Below are 17,427 nucleotides of genomic sequence, written 5' to 3'. Positions count from 1 at the left end.
CGCGGGAGCCGCCTCCGACGGCGCCGACTGGGCTGGATCGAACTTTTCCGGCCTGTTGCTACTGGGCAAGTGTGCCTTCCGGGAGGGCGCCGCTGAGAACATGGGCGTGCGCGTGAAGAACGGTCTGGCCGGCGGTCGCTCCGGTATTGAACACGAGACGGAACTCACCGTTCGAATGTTCTGTGGCGAGATCACGAGCAACCGCGACGATCTCCGCGAGCAGTTGCGGTTCTGCTGCGGCCAACTCCACAACGCTCGGATACGCGCCGGTTTTGGGCACTACGAGCAGGTGCACCGCGGCCTGCGGGTTGATGTCGCGGAAGGCGATGAGCGTCTCGTTTTCGAAGACGATGTCCGCGGGAATTTCACGCGCGATAATTCGAGTGAAGATCGACGGTTCGGACTCAGGCATATTTCCAGCTTAAGCCATCGTCCGCTACCAGCGGCCGAGTTTCGCGTTGAGCACAGCGATCGCAGCCGGACCCGCGGTCGAAGTGCGCAGCACGGTGTCACCGAGGCGCACAACTGTTGCTCCGGCCGAGCCGAGCAGGGCGAGCTCCGCCGGCGCGATTCCTCCCTCCGGACCCACTACGAGAACCACGTCCCGACCGTCCAGCTCGAGTTCGGTCAGCGCGGTGTCGCCCGTGGGATCCAGAACCAGCATCCGGGTGGTTGCAGCAAGCGCCCCGAGCTGCTTGGAACTGACAAGTTCGCCGACCTCGGGAACAAAGGACCGGATCGACTGCTTTGTGGCCTCGCGAACAACAGCCTCCCAGCGGGTGTGACCCTTCGCCACCTTCGCACCCTCCCACCGCGAGATGCTGCGCTGGGCTGACCACGGAATGACGCCGTCGACTCCGAGCTCGGTCGCGGCCTGAACCGCAAGCTCATCGCGGTCTCCCTTAGCCAGCGCTTGCGCGAGCCAAATAGCCGGTGTGGGCGGGGAATCGACCCTCAACTCCTCGATCTCGATTTCGAGACGAGCGGGCTCCGCGCGGGTAATGGGTCCGACAACGCGGAGCCCAGCGCCGTTGCCGATCTCCACCCGCTCGCCGAGCTGCAGCCGGCTGACGGTCACCGCGTGGCGCGCCTCTCCACCGGTCAGTTGCGCGGTCGCACCGACGGAGAGATCCGTCAGGTCTTCATTCAGGTAGAAATGCGCCACGTGGATCCTCCTCGGGTTGGGCACGATGCTTGCGGATGCTGCCGTAGATGCCGTCGGCGACGCCACCCTTTCGAAAACTCAGGAACTCGCGCAGCGTCTGCTCGCGCGAACCCCGGCAGCGCTGGCTACCAGTGTCTCCCGCGTGCGCGAGTTCCTGAATTTCCGAAGGGTGGAGGCACAACGCTCACGTCGCGCACCCGCGCCGGTGCCGGTGCCGGTGCCGGTGCGGTGCGGGTGCCGGTGCCGGTGCGGGTGCCGAGCGACAGCTACCTACGCGTGCTGGCTACGCGTGGAAGCGATCGCGCAGCTTCGAGAACAGGCCCTGCTGGAACTGCGCGAGGTGCGGAGGCACGTTCTTCTGCGACTTCGAGAGTTCCTTGATCAGGTTCTGTTCCTTGTGGTTCAGCTTCGTCGGCGTCACCACCTGGATGCCGATCTTCAGGTCGCCCCGACCGCTGCCGCGCAGGTGGGTGATGCCACGGTCCTTAATGGTGATCACCTCGGCGCTCTGCGTGCCCGGCTTGACCTCAATGGTGATGTCGCCGTCCAGGGTCTTGAGCACCGACGTGGCGCCCAGGATCGCGTCGGTCATCTGCACCTCGAGCGTGGCAAGGAGATCGTCGCCGTTGCGGCTGAACGTGTCATGGTGCCGCACCTTGATTTCGAGGTAGAGATCGCCCTGCGGTCCGCCCGCGGGGCCAACTTCGCCCTGCGACGGCATCTGCAGACGCAGACCGGTGTCGACACCGGCCGGAATGTCGACAGAAAGGGTGCGGGCAGCGCGAACGCGCCCCTGGCCCTGGCAGGTCGGGCACGGGTGCGGGATGACCGTTCCGTAACCGCGGCACGTACCGCACGGGCTCGACGTCATGACGTTGCCCAGCAGGCTGCGCACGGCGCGCTGGATCTGACCGCTTCCGTGACAGATGTCACAGGTAGCGGGTGAGGTACCGGGGGCACAGCAGCTTCCGTCGCAGGTCTCGCACAGAACCGCGGTGTTCACCTCGATGTCGCGGGTCGCCCCGAACACGACCTCGTCCAGGTCCATCTCCACCCGCACGAGTGCGTCCTGGCCGCGTTCGCGGCGCGAGCGGGGGCCACGGCTCTGCTGGCCACCGCCGAAGAAGGTCTCGAAGATGTCGCCGAAGCCGCCGAAGCCGGCTCCGCCCGCGCCACCGAAGCCCGGCTGGGGTCCGATGTCGTACTGCTGGCGCTGCTGGGGATCGCTCAGCACGTCGTAGGCGTGGGTGACCAGCTTGAACTGGTCAGATGCTTCCGGGTTCGGGTTCACATCGGGGTGCAGCTCCCGCGCAAGACGGCGATAAGCCTTCTTGATCTGGTCCGCGGACGCGTCGCGTGCGACACCGAGTACTTCGTAATGGTCTGCCACTTATTCCTCACCGAGCAGCCGCGTCAGGTAGCGAGCTACTGCTCGCACCGCGGCCATGTTGTTCGAATAGTCCATGCGTATTGGTCCCAATACGCCAAGTCGCGCGAGGCTTCCACCGGATGCCGCGTAACCGCTCGTCAGAACCGAGGTCTCCCCCAGTCCAAATTCTGCGTTCTCTCGTCCGATGCTGACGGAGACACCGTGTTGGTCTACCGCCATCTCACCAAACAGCCTCAGCAGCGTAACCTGTTCCTCGATTGCTTCGAGCACAGGAAAGATACTGCCGGAGAAATCGTCCTCCGTGCGCACGAGGTTAGCGGTTCCAGCCATGACCAATTTGTCCTGGCGGTTCGCCGCAACCTGCTCCACCAGGCTGGCGACGATCTGCCGCACCATCGCCTGCTGCGCGGGCGGAAACGTCTCGGGGAGCGCCACGAGCATCGTGGCAGCTTCAGCCAGCCCCAGGCCACCGAGCGTCGAGTTCAATCGCGACCGCAGCTCGCTGAGGAAGTGGTCCTCGAGGGGCACTGCGATGTCGAGGATTCGCTGCTCGACCCGACCGCTGTCGGTGATAAACACCGTCATCACGCGGGTTTGGCTGAGTGGGACGAGCTCGATGTGGCGAACGCGGGAACGGGACAGGGAGGGGTACTGCACGAGCGCCACCTGATGCGTCAGTTGCGATAGCAATCGCACGGTGCGCCCGAGCACGTCGTCTAAGTCCACAGACTGGCCCATAAACGCCTCGATCGCGTGGCGCTGCGCGGACGTCAGCGGGCGCAGGTCGGCGAGCTGGTCGACGAAAACCCGGTACCCCTTGTCCGTGGGGACACGGCCGGACGAGGTGTGCGGGGCGACGATGAGCTGTTCCTCTTCGAGCAGCGCCATGTCGTTGCGAATGGTCGCAGCAGAGACACCAAATGAGTGGCGCTCGACGATCGACTTCGAACCGACCGGCTCGCGCGAGGCGACATAGTCCTGCACGATCACGCGCAGAACCTCGAGACCGCGTTCCGAAACCATACGAACCGCCTCCCCTGACTTAGCACTCGCCGTTTATGACTGCCAATTCTACCGCGCAAATTCACCCGGGACGCCGCATCGAAAATCGCGCGGTCTGCGGCCCTCGAACCAGAATCCAGAACGTTGCGCGTCGGGATTGCGACAGGCTACCGTGGCCTCGTGTTCCGATCGAAAGGCGGTACTGCGTGTCCAACCCTGCTCCCCCGGTGCAGCCCGCGGCGCCTCTGACGCCTGCGGAAGACAAGCAGTGGGCGTCCTTCGCTCACTTCGGTGGCGTCCTCTGGTTCCTGCCGGCGCTGATTATCTTCCTGGTGTACAAAGACCGGGGCCAGCTCACCCGCCAGGAGTCGAAAGAAGCGCTCAACTGGCAGATCACCTACAGCATCGCGATTGTCGCCCTCACGCTCGCGATATCGGTCATCGGCACGCTGCTTGTCCTGGTCGGCGCCTTCCCGCTCGCTCAGTTGCTCGGCTACCTCCCCTACCTGCTGTACATCGTCAACGCCGTGTTCTCGATTCTCGGCGGCATTCGCGTCAACGCGGGTGGGGCCTATCGCTACCCCGTCGCCCTGCGCCTCATCTCGTAGCATCCCACTGCCCCACTGCGCGCGTGACCCGCGTCGTGGACAACATTGCCCGAAGATTTATCGAAAAAGGGGTCCAGACATCGCGGGGCAGTTGCTTTAATGGACCCATGTCACAGACACCTCCCCCGCAGAACCCCTACCAGTCCGCCGCGCAGCTCAGCCCGAGCGACGAGAAGCTGTGGGCTACCCTCGTGCACATCCTGGGAATCTTCTTCTCCTTCATCCCCGCACTTGTCGGATACCTGCTGCTGAAAGACCGCGGTCCGTTCGTGCGGCAGCACACCACGGCCGCGCTCAACTTCCAGCTCACCATGCTGATCGCCTACGTGATCGGCATCGTCACGAGCGTGATCCTGATCGGTGTATTCATTTTGCTCGCCGTCGTTGTGGTGGAACTCGTGTTCAGCATCATCGCCGCCGTCGCCGCAAACAATGGTCAGACCTACAAGTACCCTCTGACCATCGAGTTCATCAAATAGCGGCATTTATGGGCAGGCGGATGCCACGGGCGCAGTCACCTGCCATCTGACGCTTCGGAGCCCACGCGGTGCTCGGCCGTGCCGTACAACGACGGGCCGAGCGGCTTAGCTACGCCTCGAGGAGCCGACGAACGACCGCGTCGGCGAGCAGACGCCCCCGCAGGGTGAGGGTCACCCGTCGGCGGAGCGCGTCGGCCGGGACGATCAGCTCGTCCGCGATGAGCCCGGCAACCGCGAGGCGCCCCGCGGGGGTGAGTTCGCTGGTCGGTATGCCCTCGCGGATCCGGACGAGCAACAAGACACGCTCGACCCGGCGGGTTTCGTCGTCCAGGGTCTCCCGCCCGATTGCCGGAGAGTGACCGGCAGCGATTCGTTCCGCGTACGCGGCGGGGTGTTTGACGTTCCACCACCGCACACCACCGACGTGGCTGTGCGCCCCGGGGCCGACGCCCCACCAGTCATGTCCCTGCCAGTACGCGAGGTTGTGCCGCGACCGATGGCGCTGGCCCCCGGCATCCGTTTCATCCACGCGTGCCCAGTTGCTGACCTCGTACCAGGAATACCCGGCGGCAGCGAGAAGCCGGTCGGCGAGCTCGTACATGTCGGCCTGGGTGTCGTCGTCTGGCGTCTCGACCTCTCCGCGCCGAATCTGCCTGGCGAGTTTGGTTCCGTCTTCGACGATCAGGGCGTACGCCGAGATGTGGTCAGGGCGCTGCGCAAGAGCGTGCTCCACCGACACCCGCCAGTCGGCCAGGGTCTCACCCGGGGTGCCGTAGATGAGGTCGAGGCTGACCTGCAGCCCCGCCTGCCTCGCCCACTCCACCACGAGCGGAATCCGGGCCGGATCGTGGGTTCGCTCGAGCGTCGCCAGCACGTGGGGCACCGCAGACTGCATCCCGAAGGACACGCGCGTGAAGCCTGCGGCTCGGAGGGCGAGAAGGTAGTCGAGGTCCACCGAATCGGGGTTCGCTTCTGTCGTGACCTCAGCGCCGGGCACCAGGCCCCACGTGCCGACCACGGCGTGCAGCATCTCGGCCAGATCGGTCACCGGCAGCAGGGTCGGGGTGCCGCCGCCGAAGAACACGGTGGACACGGCGCGGTCGGGTAGTCCGGACGCGTCGAGCACCGCGCGCGCCTGGTGCACCTCTTCGATCGCCTGTCCGGCGTAGTCGCTGCGCTTGGCACCGCGCAGCTCGTCGGCCGTGTAGGTGTTGAAGTCGCAATACCCGCACCGCACGCGGCAGTAGGGCACGTGCAGGTACACGCCGAAGTTGCGGGACGAAGCGCCCTCGGCGGCGGACGCCGGGAGGAGTCCGTCGAGCGGTGCAGGGTCGGCGAGCGGAAGAGCGCTGGGCACGGCGGTCGGACCTACTCGGGGATGGGGCCCGTGAGGGCTCGCTGGTACCGCCGCGTGGAGATCCGCTGCATCACGCGCACCGCCGGGTAGGCAATCCACCAGTACCAGCGGGCAGGCCGGGAAAACGCGCGGATGGTCAACCAGACCGAGCCGTCGTCCTCGCGCTCGACGATCCAGCTTTCTTCGCCACTGACGGGATGGCCGCTCAGGGTGCCGTAGGCAAATCCCTTTCGGGTGGGCTCGTCGATGACGTAGACGACGCGCACCGGGGCGTTGATGGTGAGGGGCCCGAGCTTCGAGACGAGGTTGGCCGTGTCGCCTGCCTTCAGCAGAACCGTTCCATCCGAGGCGAGGTGGATGTCTCCACCGCCGTCAATGCTCGCCGCATCCACCGGCGTGCCGTCCGCATCGAACCCCACGGGTGAGTAGCTGCGGTCGGTGACATCGGTCGGGGACTCCGCCAACTCCACCGCGAATCCGCTCCCGCGCTGGATGGCCCAACTCAGAGTCGCTGTGCAGGCATAGGCCCAGCGGGCGTCGCCGAAACCGAGGCGAACCCGGCTTGCCGCGGGCCGGAACCCCCGAGGCGGGTAATGCATCAGGTCGGCGGCGAGGGTTGCACCCACGGCGCCGTAGCTGACCGGGCGTTCCCAGAGGGGAAGGTCGGCCACTATTTCTTTTCCTTTTTCGCTTCGGTGTCGCCCGAGAGCGCGGCGATGAACGCCTCCTGCGGGACCTCGACGCGACCGACCATCTTCATGCGCTTTTTGCCCTCTTTCTGCTTTTCGAGGAGCTTGCGCTTGCGGGTGATGTCACCGCCGTAGCACTTCGCGAGCACGTCCTTGCGCATGGCACTGATGCTCTCTCGTGCGATGATCCGGGCGCCAATGGCCGCCTGGATAGGAACTTCGAACTGCTGGCGCGGGATGAGCTTCTTCAGTCGCTCGGTCATCAGAACACCGTAGGCGTAGGCCTTGTCGCGGTGGACGATGGCGCTGAACGCGTCCACGGCCTCCCCCTGCAGGAGAATGTCGACCTTGACCAGGTCGGCGACCTGGTCGCCGGACGGCTCGTAGTCGAGGGAGGCGTATCCGGCAGTGCGGCTCTTCAGCTGGTCGAAGAAGTCGAACACGATCTCGCCGAGGGGCATCGTGTATTTGAGGTCGACCCGGTCTTCACCGACGTACTCCATACCGAGCATGGTGCCGCGACGACCCTGGCAGAGCTCCATCACGGTGCCGACAAAGTCCTTGGGAGTGAGGATGGATGCGCTGACAATCGGCTCACTGACGCTGGCGATCTTGCCGCCGGGGAACTCGCTCGGGTTGGTGACGGTGGTGGTGCGCTTGTCATCGGTCGTGACTTCGTAGATCACCGAGGGTGCGGTGGCGATCAGGTCGAGACCGAACTCACGCTCGAGGCGCTCGGTGACAATCTCGAGGTGCAGCAGTCCAAGGAACCCACAGCGGAATCCAAAGCCGAGGGCAACGGACGTCTCGGGCTCGTAGACCAGTGCAGCGTCGCTGAGCTTCAGCTTGTCGAGCGCCTCGCGCAGAACCGGGTAATCCGACCCATCGATCGGGTAGACACCGGAGAACACCATGGGCATCGGCTCGGAGTAGCCCTTGAGCGCAACGGTGGCCGGCTTCGCAAAGCTGGTGACCGTGTCGCCGACCTTGCTCAGGCGCACGTCCTTCACGCCGGTGATCAGGTATCCCACCTCGCCAACACCGAGCCCCTTGGACGGGGACGGCTCGGGCGAGCTGACACCGATCTCGAGCACCTCGTGAGCACTCTTGGTGCTCATCATCATGATCTTCTCGCGGGGCTTCAGCGACCCGTCGATCATGCGAACGTAGGTAATTACGCCGCGGTAGGCGTCATAGACGGAGTCGAAGATCATGGCGCGCGCGGGAGCATCTGCGTCACCGACCGGCGCGGGAATCAGCTGGGTGGCACGGTCGAGCAGCTCGGGGACACCGACACCGGTCTTGCCGGAGACCAGCAGGATGTCCTCCGGCTTGCAGCCGATGAGTCCGACGATCTCCTTGATGTACTTCTCCGGGTCGGCAGCCGGGAGGTCGATCTTGTTGAGCACCGGAATGATCGTGAGGTCGTTCTCGAGCGCCAGGTACAGGTTGGCGAGCGTCTGGGCTTCGATACCCTGCGCAGCATCCACCAAAAGAATTGCGCCCTCACACGCGGCGAGCGAACGCGACACCTCGTAGGTGAAGTCGACGTGACCGGGTGTGTCGATCATGTTCAGTGCGTAGGTCTGGCCGTCGAGCTCCCACGGCATGCGCACGGCCTGGCTCTTGATCGTGATGCCGCGCTCACGCTCGATGTCCATCCGGTCGAGGTATTGCGCCCGCATATCGCGGTCGCTGACGGCCCCCGTGATCTGCAGCATCCGGTCGGCCAGAGTCGACTTGCCATGGTCGATGTGGGCGATGATGCAGAAGTTGCGGATGAACGCGGGGTCTGTCGAGGCAGGCGCGAGGGCCTGGAGTGCGCGGGGAGACATTTGTGCAATTGTCCCACGGCGGCGCGCGGGAGCCGCACACATCCACTGAAGTGAGCGCGCACGCCTGTTGAAGGTCGGCCAACTTGTGACCGCGCGCGACCCCAGGAACGAGGCAACCAGCGGCCTTTGTCAAGCCGATGAATCAAAACATACGGCGTGTCTATAATCGCGATGTGCCTGATCCTCGAGTTCTCCGAACCCAGCTCCACGTCCTTACGACGGCGAGACGGCTCCTTGTCGAGCGCTCCGGGGAACCCCTGAACTTCACGATTCTGGCCAAGGAGGCGCAGGTCTCGCGGCGCACGCTCTACACGCACTGGGGCACGATCGAACGGGTCATCAGTGCATCGGTGACAACGCTCGATGCGGTTGTCCTTCCCGACCAGTCCGATCTGACTCCCCGCGAGAGGCTGTCGGGTTTTCTGTATACCGTGCGGGATAGCCTTGCCGATCCCGTCACCGCGGTCGCGCTCGCCTCGCTCGTGGGCCAGGCGCCGCAAGACCACAACGCCGCGGACTCGCTCGGTGAGACCGTGGATGCGCGCATCGCCCAGTTCCGCGAACGCGTTGCGCCCATATCAACGGAGCAGTTCGAGGCCGTGGTGGGCCCGATCTACTTCGCCGAATTCGTCATGCGGGCAAGCGCGTCAGACGAACTGCTCGACACCCTCGTGGCGCGCGGCGTGGACCTGCTCAATCTGGAGCCCGCTCTCGTCTGATCGCTCGGCCTCCTGCCGACTACTACCGGTCGGCTACTGGGTGACCGCTGGCGCCGGAAGTCGGCTGAGCCCGGTCGTGATGTCTTCGGGCGAGGCCGCGAGACAGATCCGGATCCAGCCCTCGCCGGACCTGCCGAACGCACTTCCGGGCGCCACAGCAACCCGGCTATAGACGAGGAATGTCTCGGCCCAGGACGCGACGTCGCCCCCGGACGCGTGGCTGACATCGATCCAGAGATAAAACGCGCCATTCGGCTGCAGATAGCGGATGCCGCGGGCATCGAGGATTGCCGTCGCGAGGTCAATGTTCTGACGGTAGTGCTCCCGCGCCGCGACGACGTGACTGTGATCGCCCGTGATTGCGGCGATCGCGGCGTACTGCGCAGGGGTGTCGACGCAGCTGATAGCCGCCTCCTGCACCGTGCGCATTGTCTCGGCCATTCCGGGAGGGGTCACCAGATAGCCAACCCGAATTCCGGTCATCGCGTAGGTCTTGGACAGGGAAAACGCGGAGAACACGCGGCCGTCACGGTCGAGGCTCGCGATGCTGACGTGCGGCTCTGCCCAGGTGAAGTATTCGTAGACCTCGTCGCTGATGATCCACAGGTCGTGGCGGCGCGCGAACTCGAGCAGCTCGACCAGGTTGGCCTTGGGAATGACGGTACCGAGTGGATTGGACGGTGAGTTCACGATCAGCACGCGGGTTCGCGCCGTGACGAGCAGCTCGAGGTCAGCGATTTTTGGCAGGAAGCCGTTCTCTACCCGCAGCGCGTACGGCACCGGAACCGCGTTCAGCATGCGCGCCGTCATCGTGAAGGTGGTGTAGCCGGGATCCGGAATCAAGACCTCGTCGCCGGCTGCCAGCAGCAGGTGCATCGCCTGGTGGAGGCCCTGGGTCGCGCCCACGGTGACCCAGACTCGCTCGACATCCACCCTGAGGGAATTCTCGCGGGCGAGCTTCTCGACGATCGCGGTGCGCAGCGCGGGCAGTCCGCCGTTGTCCGTGTAGTTGGTCTCGTCCTCATCCCACGCCTGCCGCGCGGCCGCTGCAATGTGCGGTGCGACGGCGACGTCTGGCTCGCCGATAGCGAGCGACGTAATCCCGTCCAGCTGCTGGGCAAGATTGAAGATCCGGCGGATGCCCGAACCCGGCACCAGGGGAATGTGTGGCGCGAGAGAAGGCATGCCCCAACGGTACCTGAGCGCTGTCGATCCGAGACACTGCGGCGTGGTGCGCGGACCGCGGCGGAAGTGGCGACCAGAATCGTTTCCGCAGCGCGACATCGGAAAATCCGGATCGATTGTCGGAATGGCCCTCCAACTGGTAATGTTTCCTGTTGGCTTGCGCGCTGGGTTCCGAAGGAACGCAAACGCGATCGCGGCCGAGAATTGGTATCTGATTCTTATCCTCGGCTGCCTCCCATCATTTACGCAAACGAAAAGGTTATTCACGTGGCAAACATCAAGTCGCAGATCAAGCGAATTGGCACCAACAAGAAGTCTCAGGAGCGCAACAAGGCGGTCAAGAGCGAGCTGAAGACCGCGATCCGCGTGACCCGCGCCGCGATCACCACCGGTGACAAGGAGCTGGCCGTCAACTCCCTGCTCGTCGCCGCGAAGAAGCTGGACAAGGCTGCAAGCAAGGGCGTCATCCACAAGAACCAGGCAGCGAACCGCAAGTCGGCCATCGCTCGCGCGGTCGCTTCCCTCTAACTCCACACCGCTCGACCCGTCAGGGTCGGGCCCGCGTTCCCGGCCGAGGCCGTGCGAACGACGTGCATCACACAAGCGCCCATCGCTGAAGCAGCGGTGGGCGCTTTGCTGCGCCCTCGCTGGCCGCCTTCTGCGCCCTCGCTGGCCGCCCGCGACACCGGTGGCGTCTGTCAGCGGGCGCCGCGGTCGCTCACTACCCCGATCATGCGCTCGAGCGCAAAGATTGGGTCGCGACCGGCGCCCTTGACCTGCGCGTCGGTCTCCGCGATGAGCTCGATCGTGCGGCCAAGACCCTCGTCGTTCCACCCCCGAAGATCTCTCTGCGCGCGTTCGACCTGCCACGGCGCCAGACCGAACTGCTGGGCGAGCTGGCCGGATCCCCCACGCGCACCAGAGATCTTTGCCATGGTGCGAAGTTTCGCCGCGAACGCGGCGACCATGGGAACCGGGTCGGCGCCGGAGGAAAGGGCGTGCCGCAGGAGCACGAGCGCCTCTCCGCGACGACCGGCGATCGCGGCATCCGCCACCTTGAATGAATTTGTCTCTACCCGCCCGGAGTAGTACTTCTCGACCGTCACCTCGGTGATCTCTTCGCTCGAGTCGGCCAGTAGCTGCTGGCAGGCAGCGGCGAGTTCGGCGAGGTCGTCGGAGAAGGCAGAGACCAGCGCGCGGAGGGCGCTGGCGGTGATGCGGCGCTTTTTGTCCGAAAACTCCGCGGAAGCGAAGTCGAGTTTGTCGCTGTCCTTCTTCAACTCAGCACAGACAATCTCGATGCCGCCGCCGAGGCCGCCCCGGATGGCATCGAGGAGTTTTTTGCCACGAACTCCGCCCGCATGGCGCAACACCAGGTAGGTGTCGTCCGCGGGGTACTCCAGGTAGGAGAGGGTTTCGCTGATGAACGCGTCCGTGCACTTTTCGACGTTGGTGACCCGGATCAGGCGCGGCTCGGCGAACAGGGAAGGGCTGGCGAGCGTGATCAGCTCCCCGGGTAAGTAGCCGTCTGCCTCGATGTCGCTCACCTCGAGGCTCGGGTCTTCGGAGCGAAGGGTCTGCCGGAGCAGGCGCAGGGCGCGGTCCGCGAGAAACTGCTCAGGACCCGAGACGAGGATGATGTGGGCCGGCCGAATGGCCTTCCACGGCAGTTGAGGAATCGCTGGCGCTGATTTTTTCGCCGCCGTTTTCGCAGGCACAGTGTCCCCTTTCGATGGGCCAAGCCTAATCGTCCGCTCCGACACCCGTTGTTTCCCGCCACACCGTGAGTCCGCCGTCGGTGCCCGCGGGAGCAACCAGAATGAGGCCGTCCTGGTCGGTGCGCGTGACCGCGGTACCGGACGCCGCCAGCATGTCCAACAACTGGGGCGTGGGATGACCATAGTCATTTCCGGCGCCAACGCCGATGAGACCGACGGTCGCGCCCAGGCGCTGGTAGAGCGCGCTGCTCTGGTCGGCCGAACCATGATGGCTGACCTTCACCAGGTCGACTCGCCCGAGCGACCGGTTTACGGCGAGCAGACGGGTTTGCGCGGTTTCGCCGAGGTCTCCGAGAAACACCGAGCTGAGGCATCCGTCCGCGCAGTCGGCCGCGGGGGTGAAGTGCGCGACCACGCTCGCGTCGTTGCCCGGCTCGAAGTCGCCCAGCCGCGCAGGGGGCCACAGGATGGTGTAACTCAGCTCACCGAAACTCCCGTTGTCGCCCCGGCTGGCTGAGTGGACCAGAGCGCCGTGGTCGGCAAAGCGCTGCGCGAGCCGCTCGTCGTCGGGTTCTCCGGGTGGGCCGACGAGCACGCGATCGACCAAGCCGACCACCGCCTCCGCTCCTCCGACGTGGTCGAGGTCGTAGTGGGTCAGGATCAGCAGGTCTATCCGACCGATTGCGAGGGTCTCGAGGCAGGCCGTGAGCAGGCCCGGATCCGCGCCCGTGTCGATCAGCGCCACCTGTCCTCCGCTTCGCACCACCATTGCGTCTCCCTGCCCGATGTCGCACGCGGCGACCTGCCAGTTGCCCGGCCGGGTGAGCAGACCCGCCACCTGCGCTCCCCCGGTGGCCACCAGGACACAGGTCACCGCGACCGCGCACAGGATCAACAACCGTCGGCGCCATCGCTGCGAGAGCGGCCCGATCACGGCAACAAGCACCAGCACGGTAAGCGCGGCGAGAAGCAGGGCACCGGCACCACCACCGATCCACGGCAGCCGGGCCAGCGGCAGGCTGGAGAAGAACCGGGCGACTGCTCCGATCCACGCGGCCGGGAGCCACGCGAGCGTCGCCAACACCGTGGCCAGCGGCGGAGACGCGAGGGCGAGCAGGCATGATGCGAGGCCAACCACCGTCGCGATCGGTGCGGCAGGGGCCGCCAGCAGGTTGGCGACGATTCCGAACACGGACAGGCTCGGGTCGAGCAGCAGCAAGACGGGCTGACAGGCGAGCTGCGCCGCGAGGGGAACGGCGACGACCGCGGCGAGCCACAGCGGAAGAACGCTCGCCATTCGCCGCGCCAGCGGTCCCGCGAGCAGCAGCAGTCCGCCGGTCGCCAGCACCGAGAGCGTGAAGCCATAGCTCCTCGCCATCCACGGGTCGCCGACCAGCAGCACCACCACCGCGGTGCCGAGCATGGGCAGTCCGCCGCTCGGGCGGCCCCGGGCAAACGCGATGAGAACCAGCCCGGCCATCACCGACGCACGCAGGACGCTCGGCTCGGGGGTTACCAGCACCACGAAACCGGCGAGGACAACGATGGCCAGTGCGACGCGCGGCCCCCGCCCGAGATCGAGCGCCCCGCCACCGAGCAGCACCAAGCCAACGATGATCGCGCAATTGGCTCCCGAGACGGCGGTGAGATGACTGAGACTTCTGAGTCACACAGTGTTACTGTGTAGTCATGACCGCAGCGATCTACACTCGACAGTCTCTCGATAAAACTGGCGAGGCAGCCGGTGTCTCCCGCCAGCTCAGCGAGTGTGAAGACCTCGCAGCGCGTCAGGGGCTGACTGTCACGACCAAGCTTTCCGACAACGACATCAGCGCAACCACGGGGAGAGTGCGACCGAGTTTCGAGAAACTGCTCACGCTGGTCGAGGCTGGGAAGATCTCAACGGTGGTTGTCTGGCACCCGGACCGCCTCTACCGCAAGCTCGCCGATCTCGTCCGGATCGTTGATATCGCCAAGGCGCACGGCCTAAACATCGTGAGTGTGCAAGCGGGTGAGATTGACCTCTCGACCCCATCGGGCCGCATGGTCGCCTCCATGGTGGGATCTGTCGGTAGCTACGAAGGCGAGCACCGCACCGAGCGCCAGCGCACCGCTTACAGCACTCGCGCAGCAGCGGGAGAATGGCACTTCTCCCACCGCCCATACGGATACGAGCGCACCGCTGAGGGAGTTGTGGTCGTTGAGGAAGAGGCTGCACTCCTCCGTGACCTATACGTCCGATACTACGAAGGCGGCGAGTCCCGGCATGCGTTAGTCAAGGGCCTGAATGAGGCGGGCACGCTCACCGCGACCGGGAAGCCATGGTCAATCACCGCTTTGCGTGAAGTCCTCAACAACCCGCGATACGCCGGTATCAACAGCTACAAGGGAGTAGTCGTTGGTACCGGAAATTGGGCTCCCATCATCACCCCAGAGCAGTGGGAGCTGTACAAGGGTGCAGCGTCCAAGCGGAAGGTGCTCTCCTCCTCTTTCACGCGCTCAGCGACAAGCCTTCTGAGCGGCATCATTCGCTGCGACGTGTGCGGCGGCAAGGTCTACCGTAAAGCCCGGGGCGACGGCTCGAACTCTCACGAGTACGCATGCTCCGTGAAGGTTTGTGTCTCCGCGAGTGCTGCCCCGGTTGATGCCCTGGTGCGCGCAGAGGCGCTCTCTGCCCTGCTCTCCGGTCCTAGCGATCTCATCCCAATGGACACCAACGGAGCCACGTTCAGTGCCTTGTCAGAGGCTCTCAGCGAGCTGCAGCAGCGCCGCGATGACTTAACTGAGGCGCTGGGAGAAGGACTCGTCAAACTCGCGCAGGTGCGCCCGCAGCTCGAAGCAATCAAGACTGATGAAGAGGGCCTCTTGCAGCGCCGGAACGACCTGACCAGCGCCAACGTCATCGCGGAAGTCCTGCTGGACATCAAGAGGAATTTGTTCGCCGGTCCCACCGTGTCGATTGACGACGCAGCAGCCGTGAAGGCGCAGCTCGCCGAGCGCTTCGACGGCCTCACACTCCCCCGGCAGCGCGAATTGGTCTCCCTCCTGCTGGACATCCGGCTTGCTAAGGGACGCGGCCCTAAGCGGGTTCTCATTGAACACCGCGTGGTCACTTCACTGAACTAGATAGGTGAACAACGATAAAGTTGGGGCATGCCCGAGTACACTCCCGAGACCCTGCAGCAGCTGCTCAGACTCACAAAGATAGCGATCCGGAGTGACCACGGCTATTCGGTTCGCATCGCAGAGGACGCGTCCCGACTCAAGGCTCGGAAAGCGGATGCGGTAGCGCGTGCGGTGCGCCGAGAAGAGGACAGATTGATTCGCGAATTCGAGCGAGCTGCAGTCAAACTTCGATAGGTCAAACGCGATAAATCTGTTACTCTGGAGTCACCCTAAACGGTTCTCCAATCTTTAGGTAGAAGCCCCCCGCCGCAGTTCCGTCCAGTTCTAGGCGAGGGGCTTTCCTCATGCCCGGGCAGGTTGCATATGTCGCCTGAAAGCCCTGATCAAAGTGGTTATTTGTATTGCACAATTCGTCTTGCCATGTTAAGTTGATCTCGGACGGAACGACGCAATACAAATGCCCCTCTTCCTTCCGGTTGCAGCAGCTTGGCACTGATTCAGATCCCGCCAACAGTCTCCCGTAGAAGCCATTGCTAGGGATGTACAGCCCTCCCAACCAGTCAGAACGCGTCTGTCACTGGCCCTCATAGTCCACACCCTAAGAAGCCCTTAGGGCCATTGTCATGCCCTCTCTGACAACTGGCTTTCTAAGACTTAGGGGGACTTCCCGGGGGTCTAGTGGCGAAGCCTCTGACTGTCCCACAGGGCGGACTTGCCCTCTGGGCAATATGCCTCATTGGACACTGGAGAACCAAGTGAAGAAAGCCACCCTGAAAGAAGATCACCAGAGGAATTTTGCTACACAGCAACACAGAGTCGGGATCTACAGCGAGCACAGCAAGCCTGCCTCTTCGGCACAACGCTCATACGCCTACAAGCTCTTGAAGTCCGCAGGGATGAAGGTCAGAGCAGAGCAGCTACGACCCATGACCGCAAAGCAAATCAGCCGAGTCATCGAAGAGGCTCAGAACCTACTGACGAGCAACCAGGCAGTTTCATGAAAATGCTCAAGGTGATCACGTGGCTGGCCGGGCCGATAGTACAGGTGAAGAGAGAAAGAGCAATTCTCCGGGAGTCAGCCAATCTGCTGCAGCGCTTCGAAATGGGACAAGGCATCTACAAATGAGTAACTACACAAACGTCGCACACCAGCCAGTAGTTGGCCTTGTATTGGGACAACTGACCGTGATTGAGATCGACCTCCGCGCAGCCATCACAGCACGACAGGTTGCACTGAAACAGCTGGGAGATCGCTCCTGCCGTGTTCGATGTGAGTGTGGTCTGGAATTCGAGATTCGCAATATTCGACTCTTCCATGCAACGAGACCCACCCGGGCCTGTCGCTCGTGTGCACACTATGCAGGGAAGCCACTACGCCCCGCTGTGGGAGATCGTTTCGAGAAACTCACCGTGACCGCCGTGGGTGGGTTCCTCCCGTATGCGGGCCTCGACCTTCCCGCAGTGGACCTGCTCTGCGACTGTGGCAACACCATCTCAGTTGCCACCCGGTATCTCAGGGAGACCCGCTTCTGCAGCCCCGCCTGCCCTCTGCACAACATGGGCCTAGCTGCTTACCCCCTTGGCTCGAAAGTGGGCCACCGCGTAGTTGAAGAGACAGGCCTGAAGTTCAAGAGCGGGACCTCAGCGGTCTCGTTGCGGTGTGAGTGTGGATCGCTGGCATTGGCCCGAACCTCAAACCTCGCGGCGCTTGATGCCCGCAACACTCGATGCAAGAAATGCGCCCCACGGTACAAGGGACCAATGGAGAAGCTCCCCGCGCTTACCCCGGAATTCCCCCTCTCTCAAGGCACAGCACCACGACGGGGCACAGTGTGAGCGCCATCCACCGGAGCAAATCGTTCACTGCCATCCGCAGAGTCCTGAAGCCGGAGCTGCAGGCACAGTTGCCCCTACCTTGCGTAGATTGCCGCCGCCTCATTCAGCCTGGTCAGACGTTTCAGATCGGTCACATCGTTCCCGCAGTCCTTGCATTGCGGATGGGATGGACGGAAGCAGAGATCAACGCACGCGAGAACCTAGGCCCAAGTCACGGCAAGAGTGCAGGGCAGCGCGGTTGTAACCAGTCGGCTGGTGCAGCACTGGGTAACAAGTTGCGTGCACAACGTAAGACTTCAACTCAGAGATTCCCATCGT

15 protein-coding genes and 1 pseudogene are annotated in these 17,427 nt (G+C 64.1%); 5 read left to right on the top strand and 11 right to left on the bottom strand.

The annotated features are described in order from the left end of the window. Positions 1-58: 58 nt before the first annotated feature. From B0I08_RS01725 to hrcA, 4 genes are all read right to left on the bottom strand, one after another. A complete protein-coding gene (locus B0I08_RS01725) occupies positions 59-412 on the bottom strand; it encodes an HIT domain-containing protein (RefSeq protein WP_106209194.1) in 354 nt (117 codons plus the stop codon). A gap of 24 nt (positions 413-436) precedes the next feature. After that, positions 437-1,165 carry a 16S rRNA (uracil(1498)-N(3))-methyltransferase gene (locus tag B0I08_RS01720; protein ID WP_106209192.1) on the bottom strand — a complete coding sequence of 243 codons (729 nt, stop codon included), beginning with the start codon at positions 1,163-1,165 and terminating at the stop codon, positions 437-439. A 283-nt stretch (positions 1,166-1,448) separates the two neighbouring features. Then, positions 1,449-2,555: a molecular chaperone DnaJ gene (gene dnaJ, locus B0I08_RS01715; RefSeq protein WP_106209190.1), complete on the bottom strand. Its 1,107-nt coding sequence runs from the start codon at positions 2,553-2,555 to the stop codon at positions 1,449-1,451. Next, complete coding sequence (hrcA, locus tag B0I08_RS01710) at positions 2,556-3,578, bottom strand: heat-inducible transcriptional repressor HrcA (protein ID WP_106209188.1); 1,023 nt, start codon at positions 3,576-3,578, stop codon at positions 2,556-2,558. Between the two features lie 185 nt (positions 3,579-3,763). On the opposite strand from hrcA, the gene B0I08_RS01705 reads away from it, so the two are divergent. Further along, a complete protein-coding gene (locus tag B0I08_RS01705; protein ID WP_245884447.1) occupies positions 3,764-4,165 on the top strand; it encodes a DUF4870 domain-containing protein in 402 nt (133 codons plus the stop codon). Positions 4,166-4,272: 107 nt separating this feature from the next. Continuing rightward, on the top strand, positions 4,273-4,644 hold the full coding sequence (locus B0I08_RS01700; RefSeq protein ID WP_106209184.1) for a DUF4870 domain-containing protein: 372 nt from the start codon (positions 4,273-4,275) through the stop codon (positions 4,642-4,644). A 109-nt stretch (positions 4,645-4,753) separates the two neighbouring features. On the opposite strand, the gene hemW is transcribed toward B0I08_RS01700, so the two are convergent. Genes hemW through lepA form a run of 3 tightly spaced genes read right to left on the bottom strand, consistent with a single transcriptional unit; the run spans position 4,754 to position 8,525 of the window. Continuing rightward, positions 4,754-6,001, bottom strand: a complete 1,248-nt coding sequence (hemW, locus tag B0I08_RS01695; RefSeq protein WP_106209182.1) for a radical SAM family heme chaperone HemW — start codon at positions 5,999-6,001, stop codon at positions 4,754-4,756. Between the two features lie 11 nt (positions 6,002-6,012). Next, on the bottom strand, positions 6,013-6,672 hold the full coding sequence (locus B0I08_RS01690) for a DUF1990 domain-containing protein (protein WP_106209180.1): 660 nt from the start codon (positions 6,670-6,672) through the stop codon (positions 6,013-6,015). Beyond that, a complete protein-coding gene (lepA, locus tag B0I08_RS01685) occupies positions 6,672-8,525 on the bottom strand; it encodes a translation elongation factor 4 (RefSeq protein ID WP_106209178.1) in 1,854 nt (617 codons plus the stop codon). The genes B0I08_RS01690 and lepA overlap by 1 nt, the downstream gene beginning before the upstream one ends. A gap of 173 nt (positions 8,526-8,698) precedes the next feature. Here lepA and B0I08_RS01680 point away from each other — a divergent pair, with 173 nt between their 5' ends. Then, a complete protein-coding gene (locus B0I08_RS01680) occupies positions 8,699-9,244 on the top strand; it encodes a TetR/AcrR family transcriptional regulator (protein WP_181243128.1) in 546 nt (181 codons plus the stop codon). A gap of 33 nt (positions 9,245-9,277) precedes the next feature. On the opposite strand, the gene B0I08_RS01675 is transcribed toward B0I08_RS01680, so the two are convergent. Continuing rightward, positions 9,278-10,429 carry a pyridoxal phosphate-dependent aminotransferase gene (locus tag B0I08_RS01675; RefSeq protein WP_106209174.1) on the bottom strand — a complete coding sequence of 384 codons (1,152 nt, stop codon included), beginning with the start codon at positions 10,427-10,429 and terminating at the stop codon, positions 9,278-9,280. A gap of 267 nt (positions 10,430-10,696) precedes the next feature. On the opposite strand from B0I08_RS01675, the gene rpsT reads away from it, so the two are divergent. Next, complete coding sequence (rpsT, locus tag B0I08_RS01670) at positions 10,697-10,957, top strand: 30S ribosomal protein S20 (RefSeq protein WP_106209172.1); 261 nt, start codon at positions 10,697-10,699, stop codon at positions 10,955-10,957. Positions 10,958-11,127: 170 nt separating this feature from the next. Here the strand turns inward: rpsT and holA are convergent, their stop codons facing one another. The 3 genes and pseudogenes from holA to B0I08_RS18130 form a co-directional block, all read right to left on the bottom strand. Continuing rightward, a complete protein-coding gene (holA, locus tag B0I08_RS01665) occupies positions 11,128-12,147 on the bottom strand; it encodes a DNA polymerase III subunit delta (RefSeq protein ID WP_106209170.1) in 1,020 nt (339 codons plus the stop codon). Between the two features lie 25 nt (positions 12,148-12,172). Then, positions 12,173-12,985 carry a ComEC/Rec2 family competence protein gene (locus tag B0I08_RS18135; protein WP_281260194.1) on the bottom strand — a complete coding sequence of 271 codons (813 nt, stop codon included), beginning with the start codon at positions 12,983-12,985 and terminating at the stop codon, positions 12,173-12,175. Between the two features lie 105 nt (positions 12,986-13,090). Beyond that, positions 13,091-13,792, bottom strand: a pseudogene (locus B0I08_RS18130) (ComEC/Rec2 family competence protein); the annotation flags it as partial. Between the two features lie 44 nt (positions 13,793-13,836). Between B0I08_RS18130 and B0I08_RS01655 the strand changes: the two are divergent. Then, a complete protein-coding gene (locus B0I08_RS01655) occupies positions 13,837-15,273 on the top strand; it encodes a recombinase family protein (protein ID WP_106209166.1) in 1,437 nt (478 codons plus the stop codon). The last annotated feature ends 2,154 nt before the right edge of the window (positions 15,274-17,427 follow it).

The sequence above is a fragment of the Glaciihabitans tibetensis genome, from assembly GCF_003003265.1.
GTDB lineage: Bacteria > Actinomycetota > Actinomycetes > Actinomycetales > Microbacteriaceae > Glaciihabitans > Glaciihabitans tibetensis.
Note: the sequence above shows the minus strand (reverse complement) of the source record. Positions and strands in the feature narration are given on the sequence as shown.